The sequence below is a fragment of the Cohnella ginsengisoli genome (genome assembly GCF_029525555.1).
In the GTDB taxonomy this organism is placed as follows: domain Bacteria; phylum Bacillota; class Bacilli; order Paenibacillales; family Paenibacillaceae; genus Cohnella; species Cohnella ginsengisoli.
Genome location: NZ_JAPDHZ010000002.1, coordinates 2172100 through 2187842 on the forward strand (window position 1 = coordinate 2172100; position 15743 = coordinate 2187842).

The 15743-nt window shown below is 50.2% G+C and carries 15 protein-coding genes and 1 pseudogene; 2 read left to right on the forward strand and 14 right to left on the reverse strand.

Annotated features, from left to right (window positions below):
• Positions 1–92: 92 nt before the first annotated feature.
• The 6 genes from OMP38_RS10175 to OMP38_RS10200 all read right to left on the reverse strand — a co-directional run bounded on the left by OMP38_RS10175 (position 93) and on the right by OMP38_RS10200 (position 6768).
• Complete coding sequence (locus OMP38_RS10175) at positions 93–1214, reverse strand: helix-turn-helix domain-containing protein (protein ID WP_277565229.1); 1122 nt, start codon at positions 1212–1214, stop codon at positions 93–95.
• Positions 1165–2199, reverse strand: a complete 1035-nt coding sequence (locus OMP38_RS10180) for a hypothetical protein (protein WP_277564964.1) — start codon at positions 2197–2199, stop codon at positions 1165–1167. The genes OMP38_RS10175 and OMP38_RS10180 overlap by 50 nt, the downstream gene beginning before the upstream one ends.
• A gap of 390 nt (positions 2200–2589) precedes the next feature.
• Positions 2590–5235 carry a CIA30 family protein gene (locus OMP38_RS10185; protein ID WP_277564965.1) on the reverse strand — a complete coding sequence of 882 codons (2646 nt, stop codon included), beginning with the start codon at positions 5233–5235 and terminating at the stop codon, positions 2590–2592.
• Positions 5236–5341: 106 nt separating this feature from the next.
• The gene (locus OMP38_RS10190) at positions 5342–5602 is read right to left on the reverse strand and encodes a hypothetical protein (protein WP_277564966.1); all 261 of its coding nucleotides are present in this window, start codon (positions 5600–5602) and stop codon (positions 5342–5344) included.
• Positions 5569–5946, reverse strand: coding sequence for a hypothetical protein (locus tag OMP38_RS10195; protein WP_277564967.1), 378 nt, complete (start codon positions 5944–5946; stop codon positions 5569–5571). Before OMP38_RS10195 ends, OMP38_RS10190 begins: the two co-directional genes overlap by 34 nt.
• A gap of 393 nt (positions 5947–6339) precedes the next feature.
• Positions 6340–6768, reverse strand: a complete 429-nt coding sequence (locus OMP38_RS10200; protein WP_277564968.1) for a MarR family winged helix-turn-helix transcriptional regulator — start codon at positions 6766–6768, stop codon at positions 6340–6342.
• Positions 6769–6924: 156 nt separating this feature from the next.
• Between OMP38_RS10200 and OMP38_RS10205 the strand changes: the two genes are divergently transcribed.
• A complete protein-coding gene (locus tag OMP38_RS10205; RefSeq protein WP_277564969.1) occupies positions 6925–8232 on the forward strand; it encodes an amidohydrolase family protein in 1308 nt (435 codons plus the stop codon).
• 82 nt (positions 8233–8314) lie between these two features.
• On the opposite strand, the gene OMP38_RS10210 is transcribed toward OMP38_RS10205, so the two are convergent.
• The 5 genes and pseudogenes from OMP38_RS10210 to OMP38_RS10230 form a co-directional block, all read right to left on the reverse strand.
• Entirely contained in the window at positions 8315–8707 is a 393-nt protein-coding gene (locus tag OMP38_RS10210; RefSeq protein ID WP_277564970.1) for a YdeI/OmpD-associated family protein, read from the reverse strand.
• A 232-nt stretch (positions 8708–8939) separates the two neighbouring features.
• The gene (locus OMP38_RS10215) at positions 8940–9560 is read right to left on the reverse strand and encodes a hypothetical protein (RefSeq protein ID WP_277564971.1); all 621 of its coding nucleotides are present in this window, start codon (positions 9558–9560) and stop codon (positions 8940–8942) included.
• Positions 9561–9997: 437 nt separating this feature from the next.
• Positions 9998–11285 (reverse strand): annotated as a pseudogene (locus tag OMP38_RS10220) (IS110 family RNA-guided transposase).
• Positions 11286–11396: 111 nt separating this feature from the next.
• Positions 11397–11675: a hypothetical protein gene (locus OMP38_RS10225; protein WP_271755157.1), complete on the reverse strand. Its 279-nt coding sequence runs from the start codon at positions 11673–11675 to the stop codon at positions 11397–11399.
• 98 nt (positions 11676–11773) lie between these two features.
• Positions 11774–12319, reverse strand: a complete 546-nt coding sequence (locus tag OMP38_RS10230; RefSeq protein WP_277564972.1) for a GrpB family protein — start codon at positions 12317–12319, stop codon at positions 11774–11776.
• 894 nt (positions 12320–13213) lie between these two features.
• On the opposite strand from OMP38_RS10230, the gene OMP38_RS10235 reads away from it, so the two are divergent.
• Positions 13214–14416, forward strand: coding sequence for an IS256 family transposase (locus OMP38_RS10235; RefSeq protein WP_277564973.1), 1203 nt, complete (start codon positions 13214–13216; stop codon positions 14414–14416).
• 25 nt (positions 14417–14441) lie between these two features.
• Here the strand turns inward: OMP38_RS10235 and OMP38_RS10240 are convergent, their stop codons facing one another.
• The 3 genes from OMP38_RS10240 to OMP38_RS10250 all read right to left on the reverse strand — a co-directional run bounded on the left by OMP38_RS10240 (position 14442) and on the right by OMP38_RS10250 (position 15539).
• Positions 14442–14696 (reverse strand): DUF7674 family protein, encoded by a 255-nt coding sequence (locus OMP38_RS10240; RefSeq protein WP_277564974.1) that lies wholly within the window; start codon positions 14694–14696, stop codon positions 14442–14444.
• A 79-nt stretch (positions 14697–14775) separates the two neighbouring features.
• Entirely contained in the window at positions 14776–15006 is a 231-nt protein-coding gene (locus tag OMP38_RS10245; protein WP_277564975.1) for a DUF6199 family natural product biosynthesis protein, read from the reverse strand.
• Between the two features lie 152 nt (positions 15007–15158).
• Positions 15159–15539, reverse strand: a complete 381-nt coding sequence (locus OMP38_RS10250; RefSeq protein ID WP_277564976.1) for a DUF2500 domain-containing protein — start codon at positions 15537–15539, stop codon at positions 15159–15161.
• Between the last annotated feature and the right edge of the window lie 204 nt (positions 15540–15743).

Genomic DNA, 15743 nt, shown 5'->3' on the forward strand with positions numbered 1-15743 from the left:
GGACCTTCCTGCACAGAAAGAAACCAATAGGAAACGTATCGAGGGATACATAAAAAAAAAGCCGAATCGGCAAGGATTCGACGGTCTTAGCGTTATCCGACGGGACGATTGTCCCGATATTGGCCTGGCGTTATTCCCTCCATCTTTTTGAAATAGCGAATGAAATTCTGAGGGCTGTGATACTTGAGCTTCTCGGCAATCTCGGCAATTTTCATATCGGTATTCATTAGCCAATCCTTCGCCATGGAGAGTCGGTACTGCGCCAAATAATCGCTGTAGTTGATGCCCGTTCCTTTCTTGAATACCCGTCGCAAGTAGTCGGCATGGTAGTTTAACTTCTTGGAGCACACTTCGAGCGTCAACTCTGTATCGAATCCCTCATGGATCATCTGCAGCATGGCATTTGATATTTTGGTTACCTGCTGTTCGGATCGTTCGGACATGTCCTTCAGGATCGGTCCGATGATGCTGCTCCGGAACCAGACTTCGACCTCCGCCTGTCCGTCCAGCTCGAATAATCGTTCAAAGGTCGTTTTCGTATCGTGTCCCTGCAGCATGCCCCACTGATGCGGCGCCAGTTTCATGATATCGATGAGGAGCCTGACCAAAGCAAACTGAATCTCTCGGACCGAATTCGCTTTATAGATGTCGCTTACCAGCTCATGCAAGGTGGAATCGGCGCTTGCGGGATCCCGATTCTCAATCGATTCGATCAACTCCAGCTCCAGGTTGTCCGGATAAGGCCGAACCTCGGCTCGAGCCGGCATGACATCCTGGAAGAACAAGACCCTTCCTTCTCCGAAGTTTATCGGATCCTGCAAGGCAAAGGTGCTTTCCCGATAGGCCGCGGCCATGTCGGACAAGCCGCCATATTCGGAGCTGATGCCTACGCTTACGCTAAGCTGCAGGAACTGAAGTACGGCGCGTTGTATACGCTCCACGATGCCGGAAGCCCTTTCCTTAAACGTCAGGGACCCTGTCTCCAGCTTGAGCACCGCAGTGACCGCGCGCTCCATGCAAATGGGCGGAAAGGCCTGATCCTCAGCCAGAAGTTCGCCTACGATATTCTGCACCGCGAACATAAGCAGGTCGAAATCCTTCGGTTCGTATTTGGTCCTCGGCAGGGAATCGATTTGTACCGAAACGATGAAGAAGGTAGCCGCTTCAGGCGGCGTGATATACTTGGCGAGCTCTTCCCAATCGGACCTTTTCATATGACCGGTCAGGAGCCTGAACACCGTGTAGTCGCGGAGCTGGGATTGCTGTCGCGCGGTTCTGTCCCTCAGGTCCGATTCCGTCTGCATTAAAGCAGTCAGCCGATTCCCGACAATTAAAAGCTCGTCCGAATGATCCCTCAGGTCGCGGCCTCCCCCCGGTTGAAAGCTTGTACAGCCTTCGGATCGGCGAATACATATTTCGCGACAGCGCTATGGCAAGCGCCCCGGTAACGAGCAGAATGCCCAAGCAGAGAGCGAACGTCGTCCATCCGATCGTTCGAACGTCCTGTGTCATCGTTTGGACGTAGGAAACCGAGACGTACATCCACCCGTTATATGCGGATTCGCGATAAATGCACACCACTTCCCGACCGCCAAGTTCGGCGTGAAAGAGCCCGGCATTGGACGCGCCCCGCATCTCCGATAGCCAGTTGGCCGGAAGTGTCCCCTCCAGCCCGGCAACCGGCCCGGAAGCCGTCAGGATGCTCCCCTTCTGATCGGCGATCATCAAGATCCCGCCGTCGCCGCCTGCGAGCGAAAGCCATTTTTGCATCTGATAGTCGGGAATTTGCGCTTCCACGATAATCGAAGGCTTCCGGCTATAGATCGGAAATTTTTTGACGAGTCGAACCATAGAAGGTCTGAGCTTCCCGATGCCTTCTCCGCCGACGCTCCCTTCCGACACCCAGAACGAGCTTTCGCTGCGCGACGCATAATCTTGAAAGCGCTGCGTATTCTGAGCCTCGCTTAATCGAATCATCGACTGATTGTCGATCATCCACGCTTTATTCAGATTCACCAATACCACATCGCTGACGCCCATCTCGAATGACTGTATGCCCGATAACCAGCTTGTCAAATCGGCGAAAAAGTCAAAGTTGCTCCCTACCAGCTCTTTGGTGGCAGCCGCCACAAGCCCGTGGGAGTTCATGAACTGGGTCATCGAATAGTCCACCATGGTGAGTATTTGTTCGATGCGCAATTGAAATTGCGTCAACGACTGCTCCGACACGCGGTTCACTTTCTCTTGAAGCTTATTCGAATAGAGCGTATTGGACACATAACCCAAGATGAGAACCGGGAGCGCTCCGATTAAGCAACTGTACAGAATGAGACTTCTAACGAAGCGGGGGAATTTTGATCAGACGCTCCATTCCTTAACCTTCCTTCAACACTTTGTCTACGCTGTTATTTCGCGACGGTCGGGCCAAAACCCTGTTTCGTCTCATCGGGGTTCGATCTCTTCAGTAAATCCCCCGGGAACAATGACCCCGGGGGGATTCGCTTGTACTACGGCTTATCTGTCACGTTTTGGATAACAACATGTCGCTCGCCGTCACGGTAAGCGTGTGCGGGCCTAGAGGCCGTGTACTCAATCGTAGACGCCGAGGTTTTTGACCTTAAACGGCGGCAAGTCGTTCACCGTCGTGTTGACCCCGAGCTGCAGGCTGAGCAGACCGTTCAAATCGAGCTGTCCGTTCGGATCGTCGCCGCCGAAAGAGGTGAATTCCTCGAACGGAATGCTAATCTGGTTCCAGCCCTGCTTGATCGAATATCCGTCCGCCGTGTAGTAGCGGGAGCCGGTGCTCTCCTTGAGGAACACCCTTAACGTCGTTCCGGCCAACGCTTGATCGGCATAGATATCGAACGCCAGTCCCTCGTAGCCGGAATAATCCGTCCCCGCGGGCAGAATCAGGTAAGGATAAGCCCAGCGGTCCCCGTTCGTAAACTCGTAATCGAATTGCACCGAACCCGTGTCCGTACCCGTCGTTATCGCTCCCGTCCCTACGGACGCGATCGCATCCGGCAAATCGAGGCGCCAGCTCGCGGGATCGGCGCTTCCCGGAACCTGCTGGCTGATCGGGACGTCTTGCACCGTACGCACATCGCTGACGGCCTTAGTCGTCATTTGTCCGCCGAACGTCCCTCGAAACGAAATCGGCGACGAAAGATTAGGGACGACGTTAGGACCGGCGGATACTTGGAATTCCACCTCTGCCTTCTCGAACGGCTGAATCGTCACCGATTTGGAAGTCTCGCTTAACGTCCAGCCGCCGCCGGCCACGCCTTCGATCGTTCCGGTCATCGGAACGTCGTTGAAATTGTAGGCTTCGACTTTGACTGTCGTGGGCTGATCGGCGGCGAGCGTATACCCGTATTTTTTGCTGTCGGCGCTTACTTCCTGCGGATACCGCTGTACCAGCACGACGCGCTCCGCCGCGGTCAACGGCGTGGCGGGCGGTACGCTGTCCGTGCCCGATACCGATCCGCCCGAGAGCGGTACGGAGACATTCCCTGCAATCCTTACATAAACGGGATCATTGCCGACGGGAATGCTGTACGACCCGTCGCCTGCGGGTGTCAGCGTCTGCTTTCTGCCCATGAGATCCCTCAATACGGCTTGCGGCTGCTCAAGCGACAGCGTCACGGCGGTAGACGAAGTCCCCCACAGGACGAGCACGGAATCGGCTCCGTCATGGAACGCATAGCCTGTTACGCCGTTCGGCAGCCCTTGCAGCGCGCCGGCGTACTGCCCTTTGCCGAGCGCCTCGGTCATGGCGGCTTCGGCCGCATACGCCGCGTATGGCGTGAACGAACGGCCGAACAGCCCCCAGTAATAAGAACCTTCTTGGTAAGGCGGCGCGACAAAATAAAATTGCTTATCCGTTCCCTGCGACAGCGAGGTTACGGTCGAGGTGACCAAATAACGGGCCTGCGCTTTCTGCTCCTCGTACGTGATGTCGTTCGGCGCCTGGGAAGCAATGGCAAGTCCGGCCTCCGACACCCACATCGGCTTGTCTCCGCCGCCGTTCTGGTCGAGGAACGCTTGGTGCGCCGCCACGCCGTCCGGGAACGGGACCGGAAAGACGCCCGGCTTATTCCGCTGATGACGGTGGAAATTGTAGATGTCGATATAGGGGAAAATGTCGTTTTGCGCGAGCAAGTTCTCATAATTGCCGGGAAGGAGCGCAAATCCGCTCACGGATAGGTTGGGATTGGCTGCGGAATCGCGGTATCCGATGGCGGCGGCCTTAAGAAAGGCTGCGTATTCGTCCGCGGTTTCGTCCGTATTCGTAAACGGATTTTCCGGCTCGTTCCACATCTCCCACGTATCCACGCGGTTCCCGTAGTAGTCGGCCGCGCTGCGCGCAAAATCGTAGGCTGCGAACAGATTGTAAGGCAGCTTCGAGCCGTTCGCCGTCGTCCACGACGGGGCGCTGTGGTAGGCCATCAACACGTTGATGCCATTGTCGGAAAGCGCCTTTGTAGATCCGTCCGATGCGTCGGCGGCAAAGTTGAACGCGCCCGGCCCCGGATTCACCGTATCTCCCCAGTTCATTCGATCGCGCGCCCAGGTTATGCCGGACAGCTTCATGGCCGACGCGAAATCTTCCATCTTGCTCTTCGGCACCAGCCAAGCGGCGGCGGTATCCAACCCGAACGGCGTGTCGCTTGCAGCCGGCCGATCCGACAAGGCGCTGACGACGGCGAACATGCCGGACACCGTCTGCTCCGAGCCCGTCAATCGGGCCGTATACCGGTAGTGCCCTTTCGCGAGCCCGGTCAGCGTCAGATCCGCGCTCTTGCTGCCCGCCGGGACCGTGACGGTATGATGCTCGGTCCCGCTCGACCAATAATCCGCGATATCGACGGACACTTCAGTCGCCTGCTGCGGTATTGCCGTCAGCTGAACGCCAAGCTTAACCGGATTCCCGTCCTGAAAGACGTTAAGCGGAGCGTCGGTCGTCAGCGTTTTGAGCTCGAGAGGGGCTGGCGACAACGCGAACGAATCGATAAACATCGTGTACTTCTGATCCGGCTGCGCGCGCCTGTCCGTGACGCGGAAGACGATCGTGTTCAAGCCAGCCTTCAGGTCCACCCCATCCAGATGAAATTGGCGGACCGTACTGTTGATCTGGCCGTACTGCACCGCATTCGTCACCCGATTGAAAGCGCCTTCGTTGATCTTGATATCAAAATGCGACGCCCACGATTCGTTCGGCGGCGTCGAGGTCAAGTCGAGCTGATACGTGCCCGCTTGGTCGATCAGGACGTTGTATGCGGCCGTATACCCCCCTTCGGGCGCCTGCGTGTCCGTAAACAGCCAGAGTATCTTCCCGCCGCTATACGCGCTGCCATTCTGGATGCCCGGCGCAAAATTGGTCGTTGCCGCCTCCCCCTTCTATCGTCAAGGGATACGTGATCGGCGAGGGGGTCAGCGTGAACGAATCCATGTAAAACGTGTACTTCTGATCCGGAACCGTGCGCCGGTCCTTAACGCGGAAAACGATCGTATTCGTCCCTTCCTGCAGCAGCACCCGATTCAGGTGATACTGGTGAACCGTACTGTTCAACTGGCCGTATTCCACGGCCCCCCTGGACACGTTCGAACGCCCCGTCGTTGACCCGGATATCGTACGGCGATGTCCAGTTCGCCTCGGGGGGGCATCGTTGCGACGTCAAGCTGATAAAGCCCCGCTGCCGGAGCTTGAAATTGATAAGGCATCAGATAACCTTCGGAAGGCGCCTGCGTATCCGTAAACAGGGCCAAATGCTTGCCTCCGCTGTAAGCCGTCCCCAATTGAATGCTCGGCGTGAAGTTCGCGCCGTTCACCGATTCCCCTTCGACTTGGATCGCGCTCTCCTCTGCCTGCGACACAGCCGGCAGCCAGGCGCACAGCATCGCCAGAATCAATAGCCAATATACCTCGCGGCGTAATGCGATCATCATATAACCTCCAATTCCAACATCAGAGGTCCTCTCTATTCTCCTATCCGTGCTTGGCGCGGCCGCCTCTTCAGTGACCATTTCAGTTACCATCGGAACGAGCGGCGCCTTTAAGGACCTGTGCTGCTCACCTCCTTTTGGTTCGCCCGATCTCTGCGAGCCCGGCGGTTACCCCCCGATTCTAGACGCCTTCGGCGATGCCCGTCGATGCTCATAACTGGACTAATCCGGCCGAAGCCAAGCCGATGTTCATTAAAGGACCTGCTTCATAGGTAAAAACCAAGAGGAAACGTATCAGGAAAGACATAAAAAAACCGCCGAATCGACATGGATTCGACGGTCTTAGACTTATCAGATGGGACGATTATCCCAATTTTCTTTTATCGTTATTTCTTATAACCGCTCATTAATTTTGATCAGCAATTCTTTTAAGATTTGCTTTTCCTCTTCAGACAGGACTTGAACGATTTCGTCCTCCACCTTCTGGAAGGATTCATTGAAGTCTTCGATCAATTCAACGGCCTTTGGCAGAACGTAAATGTTTTTTTGCCGTTCATTATTGGCCGGAATTTTCCGCTCGATATATCCTCTCTGCTCAAGACCTTGAAGCATGCTCGTAATGCTGGCGCCGCGTAGATGAAACCGATCGGCAAGATCCCTCTGGATCAATTCCGTTTCCTGGTTCTCGTAAATATAGCTGATTATTTTTCCTTGTTGGGCGTTTAATCCTAACTCTTTTATGCTCTCGTCCGCTTTTTTCTTTAACTTAAGGCCAATAATCTGAAACAAATCCAGATAAGGCGTATTCTTGCGAGGCTTCATGACCGCCCTCCTATTGTTAGAAGACTAACTGTAAGCAAATAAACTATATCGAGATGCCGCATTCTTGTCAAATAATAATTAGTTTGTTGACAGTTAGATATCTAACATTTATACTCCGAAGTATTCCACATGATAACGCCAAGGAGGAATCACCAAATGAACCAAGAAGTCCAAAGCTCAACTCTAGAAAAAGTGACGGCGATTACGAATGCGCGTATTTTCGATGGCGAAAAAGTGATCGAATCAAGGAGCGTTGTCATCAAAGGGGATACCATTATCGCGGTGGGCGGCGAAATTCCTGCCTATGCCATGATTGTAGACGCGGAGGGTGCAACCTTGCTGCCCGGCTTGATTGATGCGCATGTCCACACTTCCATCGGCGGATTACGCGATGCATTGCTTTTCGGCGTAACGACGGAACTCGAAATGAACGGCGATTTTACGGAACGAGGACGCGCGATCCAATTGAAAAACGTGGGTGACGTCGCCGATGTCCGTTCCGCAGGAACGGCAATCACCGCTCCGGGAGGCCATCCGGATGAGTTGCTGCCCGATGACGGCGAGATTCCGGACTTCATATTAAAGGAATTAGAGAAGCTATCGGAGGAAGACCGGGAAGCGATGCTAGCCGCTTATGCCCACGATCACGAAGAGATACCGCAAGTAACGAGCGTGGAAGAAGCGATTAAGCATGTTCATGCGCAGGTGGGAAATGGCGCAGACTATATCAAGATCATGATTGAAGAGGGAACGGTCATGGGTGCCCCTGGCCTGCCTGTACTCAGCGATGAGATTCTAAAAGCAGCCGTGGATGAAGCCCATAAGTTCGACAAGTTGGTCATCGCGCACGTATTGACTGCTCGTTCATCGCAAACCGCCATCGATCTTGGCGTAGACGGATTGGGTCACCTTTTTATCGACAGGCCCGCGTACACGCCGGAGGTCGTGCAAGCCATCGTCGATTCTGGCGCATTTGTAACACCGTGCCTGGTGTTGAACTCGTCTATCCTTGGGAACCCGGCGGCGGAATTGGCGAATGACCCTCGCGTTCATTCCAAATTGAGCACGGACTGGATCGATATTTTGAATGCCAGCTTCAATACCTTCCCGCAAGGCCATATGGAAAACAGCTTTAAAAACGTAATGGATCTTCATCGTGCCGGCGTAGACATCCTGGTCGGGACGGATGTCGCCCCCGTTCCCGTTCCGAATCTTGGCGGCCTCGCGCATGGCGCCAGCGTGCATCACGAGTTGCAGCTGCTGGTTATGGCCGGGTTCACGCCCATCGAAGCGCTGCAGTCGGCGACCTCAAAGCCGGCCCGTCGGTTCCAACTTCATGACCGCGGCCGTATTGCCGTAGGGGCGCGTGCTGATCTGGTATTGGTTGATGGCGACCCGACAACTAACATCTCGGATAGCCTATCCATTAAAGCCGTGTGGTTCGAAGGCGAGCAAAAACGATAATTAAAAAATACTGTAGCGGCAGGGTACTCTTTTCAAAGAGTGCCCTGGTGTCTTTATAGTGACTGGTTAGGGATATATTTTTTCACCTTTTTTCAAGAATCGTTACAAATTGTTGAATTCGTTTCGCCCGGGTTTCTTGCTTCTTGGCATTATGAATTCGGAACAGGATTGCATATCTATTTTGGTTATTCAACGTATCATAAAATGCCTTCGCTTTGACGTTACGCTCAAGTTCAATTGCGAAATCCTCAGGCATAGAAGCGATACTTTGCGATTCGTAGGCCTTATCCCATTGTCCATTCTTTTTGGCAACTTCAATCGCTTTGAACCCAGAGAGCGGAGTAAATCGTTGTACCCACATTTTTCCATCAAGCTTTTCTTTCTGGCTGTCAACCCATCCGTAACATAATGCAATTTCAAATGCTTCATCGTAGGATACGGTAATCACGCCGGAATTTTTTTTCGATATTTGCAACCGTATTCCCGGTGAAGTTTCATGATTGTTCTCAAGCCAATTCTCGAGAGATTCCTGTTCGCAAAAAACATAATCGGCAATTCATTGGACTTTTTGATCACTTGTATCGCCTCCTACTTGCAGTGTACTTCAATATAGTTGACAGATACGGTCAGTGATATCGCGGTGTGAGTAAATCTGTTGAACAGTTTCTTCGTAGGGTGACCTATTGTGTAGCGGCAAGTATCGTAAATTATTCGTTTACTTGATCCGAGCTGATCCAGCTCATCTGCTCGATTTGGATCAAGGATTTAAACTCATCTACAAGAGTATGAATCAATTCAAGAGCATTTAGGTAATTTACGCTAAGAATATGTTTTAGTTGGGCGATCCGATCCTCATCGATGTGGAATAAACGAAACTGGTCGACATTACTGCTAGCAAATTGATTAAAGATAGCCTCCTGATACGCTGAAGTTACTTTGACCTCTTGCTCCAACTGATGGTAAATATTCTTGCCTTTCGTATCGACGTAGAGTAGTTCGATGGTGTCTTCGTCAGGGTAACGTTCAGCAGCCAAGTCGCAAATGAGTGTATCTTTTAACTCGTACGATACGTATGCATGAGCCACTTCTTGACCTTGATGAACAACCCTATACCCCCAAAAATGATCCTCAAAGTTATAAAAATAAAGCACAGGGACTCCACGTGAAATTTCCCGAACGCAATCGGGCAGATTCTCGTTTACAAATGTATCCTCGGTCATAAACACAAACCACTTTTCGTTCAGGTCCCGGATGTACGTAGGATTGAAATTTGTCACTGTGGGCTTATTGGATAATAGGGTCAAACTTCCCGCGGTGAATTCACTCATTGCTAATCCCCTTTTTTGTTTGTTCTTCTTTCCTTCTTGATCATCGAACTATCGTTCTCCGTCCCTCGGTTTTAAGGATTTATCTCACATATGCTCACTCATTCGCAGGATTTCATCACCCTGATTCAGGTTAATCTCAGCAAGCAACGCAGTTGATGTCGGTTGAGCCGGGGGGCTGAGCATGCAGGAACAGAGGAACAAAAAAGGAAATATTCCCCTTTCGAACTCTACTGCACGCATACTCCACAATCCCCTGGAGGTTCACCCTCCCAGATCTCAACGGGTCAATGCCCTTACATTCCTTCGTTATACCTGTCCAAGGTGTGGAGACCGATAGCGTTTAGCGGATGGGTCTTAGCCCTTAAGGAGAACGAACTCGGTCCTCCGTGCTTTCTTTGTAAAATCCTGCGAATGAGTCAATATACGTGATGCTTTCTTTAGGCTGCTTCTGTCCAGGACAAAACGGTTTTCTGTGGCGTGAACGTTTCTCCACGTTGAACAATACCGACTAGAATCCGTGCCAGCTTTCCAATTAACTTAAAGATGGACTGCTGCTTTTTCATCTTCTTTTTCTGTACATTATGCTCGTGTAAATGACGGAAGACGGGATTATTCCAAACCAATTGAACCGTCGCAAGATAAAGATATTTTCGCAAGGCTGAGTCGCCTCGTTTCGAAAGAACAATTCGCCCTTTTCGCTTACCAGACATACTTTCAGCCAAGTTTAGTCCAGCCTTCCGAAGCACCTGACGTCCGTGTGCATACTGTCTTAAGTCTCCTGTGCCAGCTAAAATGGCCGCAGTGAAGATTTTTCCGAGCCCCTTTATCGTACGGAGCTGCTGAGCCATTGGAATTTCAGAGAGCAGAGTCTCGACGTCCTTTTCCATCTGTTTAAGCATGGCGGTAACTCGTTCGTATTCCTCAATAAGCCGTTTTAAATCTGCTTTCGCTTCTTCAACAGCGGTTCGATCTCCGACACTGCGTCTCGCATGAGCAATGAGCTGTGCAGCCTTCTCGATCCCCGTAGAACCCCCGGCACGCTGCATATGAACTCGCCAAGCATCTATGATATCCGGTACCGTATAGGTCTCCAGATCTTGCGGGCAAGGGAAGGTTTTAAGGGTCGACAATGACCGCTTGCAGCCCCAGTCTTTGAATACAGACAGATATTCGGGGAAGCGAATGTCCAGCCAGCGTACGATCCGATTCTGCAGCCGTACGCTGTTCGTCACCCAAAATTCCCGGTCACTCATCATCGTCCGTAATCGTTGAAAGGCATGAGATTGACGCGTGTACTCATAGTAGAAGCCCCGGCTGACTGCATCTGCGATGACCAACGCATCCTTGGGATCGTTTTTTTGAGGGGCTGTTATCTCGGTTTTCCTTGTTACGCTTCGTCGTAGCAGGGTTAACCATCACCACGTGTAGATCCTTATCCGATAACCAGTTCGCAAGATTAAACCAGTAATGGCCGGTAGGCTCCATGCCGATGATGAACTGTTTTAATCGATGCTTCTGCTGTAACTCATTCATCCAGCGCCTCAACTTCTCAAACCCTTCCACAGTATTTGAGAATGAGAGATGCCGATAAGAGATAACGATTCCTCGAAAGTTTGTAGCCTGAGCTACATGAGTTTCTTTCGCCATGTCTATCCCTACAACGAGATGCGAGGTGCTAATTCGTTCAATCCGTTGATTTTGTGCGTCTGATTGCTTAAACTTCAATTTAAGAGCGCCTCCTTGATGTGTTGTCGACAAACCCATCATACCGAGGCGCTCCCTTTTTTTACAAAGCTCATTTCTTAAGCTCTACAGGAATGTTTAGTTGAATGACGTTTACCAAATAATTTCACTCCAGATATCTTTAATAAACCTTTTATCAATTGTTGCTTCCTGAAATAACTGTTCTGCATCACGAAAATCCTGTGTATATCCGTCACTCTTTCTTGTTAGATAAACACCATCTTTATTTTGGCTAATCCAAAAATCTAACTCCTTGTAACGAATAATAAATTCTTCTCCCCAACCAACACGCATTTTCAATTCGTTAAATTCTTCAATAGTCACAGGATTCACTTCCGCCGATTTGTTGTGAATTACTAAACCTGACTCCATTTTATCAAACCATCCCAACAGAGATTCAACTTATCTGCCTGTTAGCGTCGAGACGACACCCTACTGTGTTGACCGGCCGCCGTGGTGAAATCATTTGTCTATGCATCCGATGCACCTGGCCTCCAGTTAACTTCCTTCGCCCATCTATGCGCCTGTTGAAGTATGTCCCACACAATTGGCCCCTTGCCTTCAACATAAGCTGCCCTATCGTGATAATACAGATCCAAAAGTCTTTGCTTCTCCGCGGCGTACCGCTTTCGGCTCTCCTCATCATTGCGTAAGTAATCGCGAAACAACAAAGTCAGCTGCTCCCCAATACTACCGCTCTCTCTAACATGAACGTGCACTCGCCGCATACCTGGTGTTTCGCGAAAGTAACGTTTTGTCTTATCTGGATTATCTGCTCTGTGCACGAACCCGGCTGAAATAAGTTGGTTGACGAACGATGCATCGTCGTCGCGATTGAGTACCGACACTTGAATATCGACGATTGGCTTGGCTGCGAGTCCTGGCACTGACGTCGATCCGACATGATCGATACGTAGCGCGATTGAACTTAATGCCTTCCTGATGACAGCACTAACAGCATAGAACTCGCTCCGCCAAGCAGGATCATACGATGAAATTCTCCATTGATCGTCCATGACTGAATCCGGATTGAAGTGGCCACGAGAAGGGGGGGGCTATCGGTTCGGGTATCTGCTCCGGTTCGTAATGAGCTGGCCGTGTTTGGAAGGGTTTATTCTTGATGCTTTTGTGTTCACCTTGTAAATTGCTTACTTTTTGCCTTTCTTCATCTTCTCTAACTTCTTCTTCATTCCCTTTTGATCGATGAAGATGTGGATCTTGCATTAGGCGCCCCCCCCCTAAAATTAAATTTTTCAAATTAACGTTTCCCGATAGCTGAATAATCTTAATGCATTGCAATGTCTATATCCCGTATTGTTCTTTTACCTTTAACCAAGTCTCAAACCAAAAAGTATTCGACTTAATTGGCTCTGCGACTTTCGTGATAGCACCATTATGGTTTATGCACACGATGCTGTCAGTAACCTCCAGTGTATCACCGAACCCGAATACGATTTCAAGGGTATCGCGCTTATACTGTTCCTCTCTTGTGTTCGACCACTCAGCCTTATAGACTGAAGACCTTTTCCTCACTTGCTTATTTCTCCTTATTCGGCTCTACTGCCCGTTAGTTTAACAGCCTACCCAATCACGCAGGCAGGCTGTTTAATTCAAGTAACGTTGTCCGTTAGTTCAAAGATTTGGTCTCCAATTTATCATTCCGTTCATTTCTTTTAGTGTTTTTCGTCCCATCAACTTTATCGCATTTGTCCGAATGACAGTGTTATCTGTATAAGCTAACCACTCTGCAATTTCTATTGCGGCGAGTGTTTGAACATCATTGTGCTTACTTTAGTTGAGTCCATATAATTGTGTAAAATGGATGGCCTCTTGAAAATAAGGAGAGCCATGAAATAGAACCTCGTCTAGAATGGAGTTGTCGAGACAACATTCAAGGGAGAGGGCTATTCATGGCTCAGTATCAGATTACACTAGACGAGGCACTATTGCATCAATTGTTTATTGGACAGGCACGTGACGAGGGAGTGGCCAAGCTGCTGGAGACGGTGCTCAACCAGGTGTTGAAGGCGCAAGCAACAGATCAACTGGAGGCCGAACCTTACGAGCGTACGCAAACCCGTCAAGGCCAGCGAAACGGCAGTTATGCGCGAGGATTAACGACACGGGTAGGCAAGCTGCAGCTGGAGGTTCCGAGGTTTCGAGACGGCCAGTTCTCCACAGAGCTATTCGCCCGGTATCAACGTAGTGAGCAGGCGCTGGTGACATCCCTTATGGAGATGGTCGTGAACGGCGTCTCGACGCGGAAGGTTCAGCGGATTACAGAGGAACTTTGCGGTACAACGTTTTCGAAATCCACAGTGAGCGAGCTGTGTAAGCAGTTGGATCCGCTGGTGGAGTCTTGGCGCACGCGTTCCTTGGAGGAAAAGAGCTACCCGTTTGTCATTGTGGACGCCATGTATGTCAAAGTTAGAGAGAACGGTCGGGTGCGCTCCCGTGGCGTGTTAACCGGCTACGGCATCAACGAGCACGGTAACCGTGAGGTGCTTGGAATTTCCATCGACGATACCGAGTCCGAAGCGAGCTGGAGTGCATTCTTTGAGGGCTTGAAGCAGCGTGGACTCCATGGCGTAGACCTGGTCATCAGCGACACGCATGGCGGCCTTGTCCAAGCGATTAAGCATCACTTTCAAGGGGCGACATGGCAAAGGTGTCAGACGCATTTTACGCGAAATATTCTAGATGTCACGCCGAAGGCACTACAATCCGAAATAAAGGCGGCTCTGCGCTCGATATTCGAAGCGCAGAACCTGGAGAGCGCGAGAAGGCTGCTGGAAGAAACGCAAGAGATGTACCAGGAGAAAGCGCCAAAGGCCATGGAGACGCTGGAGCGAGGATTTGACGACGCCGCAGCGGTACTGGCATACCCGGAAGAGTACCGGGTAAGAATCCGGACCTCGAACGGCATGGAGCGAGTCAACCGGGAGATCCGTCGGCGAGAATCGGTTATACAGATTTTTCCGAACCGTGAATCGGTTATCCGATTAATCGGTGCCGTGCTCATGGAGCTCGAAGAATTATGGAGCAACAAGCGCTTCATGGACATGACAAGGTACCATGCGTGGCAGAAAGAGCGTGCGAAGAATCAAAAGTAAGCAACAAAATTCGTCGACGAGGATTTTACACATAAATATGGACTTGACCCTTACTTTGCATCATTATCTCTATAAAATCGAAAATCCGTTTTAACACGGGGCTTTGCCAATCATATTTAAGAAGTTCTTCCATTGTTGGAACAACAACTAAACCAAAGACCACATATGGCAGATAGTCGTCGAACCAAATATACGTATTTTCAGCATAGAGTGGTTTTAGTTCAGGGATTGTAATTAAGAGTTCATCTATTACAGTGGTGTACACCATTTCATTTGTCACGGCCCACAATCTCCCTATCGGTATAGACCTGTCTTCAAGCGAATCGGACTGACTATCGTGTGTCCCGTTAGCTTAAATTTCAATGGAAATATGGTTGGACTAACAATACAAGGCCAATGACTGCAAATATTGCAGTTCCAATTCGAGAAAATAAAAAATAAGGAGGTGAAGGTTCTCGTGTTGCCTTCCACCCTTGAGTTATATTCCAAAATGTTTTTGGCTTAAAGGTGGCGAACAATGCAGCTCCTGTCCAAAGCACAAGAAATATTGTAATTAATACAGAAATTACTTTGACTTCAGGTGGCACCATCTAATCCCCTCCTTGAGTCACACAATACTCCTATAAATTCCAATTTTCAATCCTTTAAATGACCACGCTAAACTGCCCGTTAGCTCAACAGCCTGCCGTATGAATCGGCAGGCTGTTCAATTAAAGAAGCTCTTCCAACTAGCCGTAACATCCTATCTGGTGAATTCTTTAAAACGCGTACCTTGATAAGTAAGTTGTCCCTGGTCACCAATTACAATTAGTCCGAACCTATCACCTCTTACCGGCAATTCAATACGTGTACGGTTAGCTAATTGAAAAGTCACGTAATAATTGGTACTTGAACTGGAGTCCCCAGAACCTCCCCATACCTCTGTTCTTTTATCCAGTACCGTTGCGGGAGACGTAATAATATCCGAAGCATTGTTTGTAGTCCATGTCGAGATTCCTCGTATAATGGCGTACAGGAATCCTCCAACTACAAGGATAAGAATAAAGCCTCCAAACACCTTGAAAAATGGAGGCATTTCATTTATTAAGCCCAAGGAGCCTTCGTTACCAGGGTATCCATTCATCGATCCGATCTCTCCCAACTATTGATTAAACAAACATTTCCATAACCCCTTTAACGTTCCTGCAACTTGAAAAGTTGCGCTAATCTTCCAGTTAGCTAAACAGCCTGCCGGCGGATCCCGGCAGGCTGTTTATTAAAGCAATATTTCGTCAGCGATAAGCAGCATCATTCTGCAACCAGGATATACTTCAAAGAGCCTTCCGAG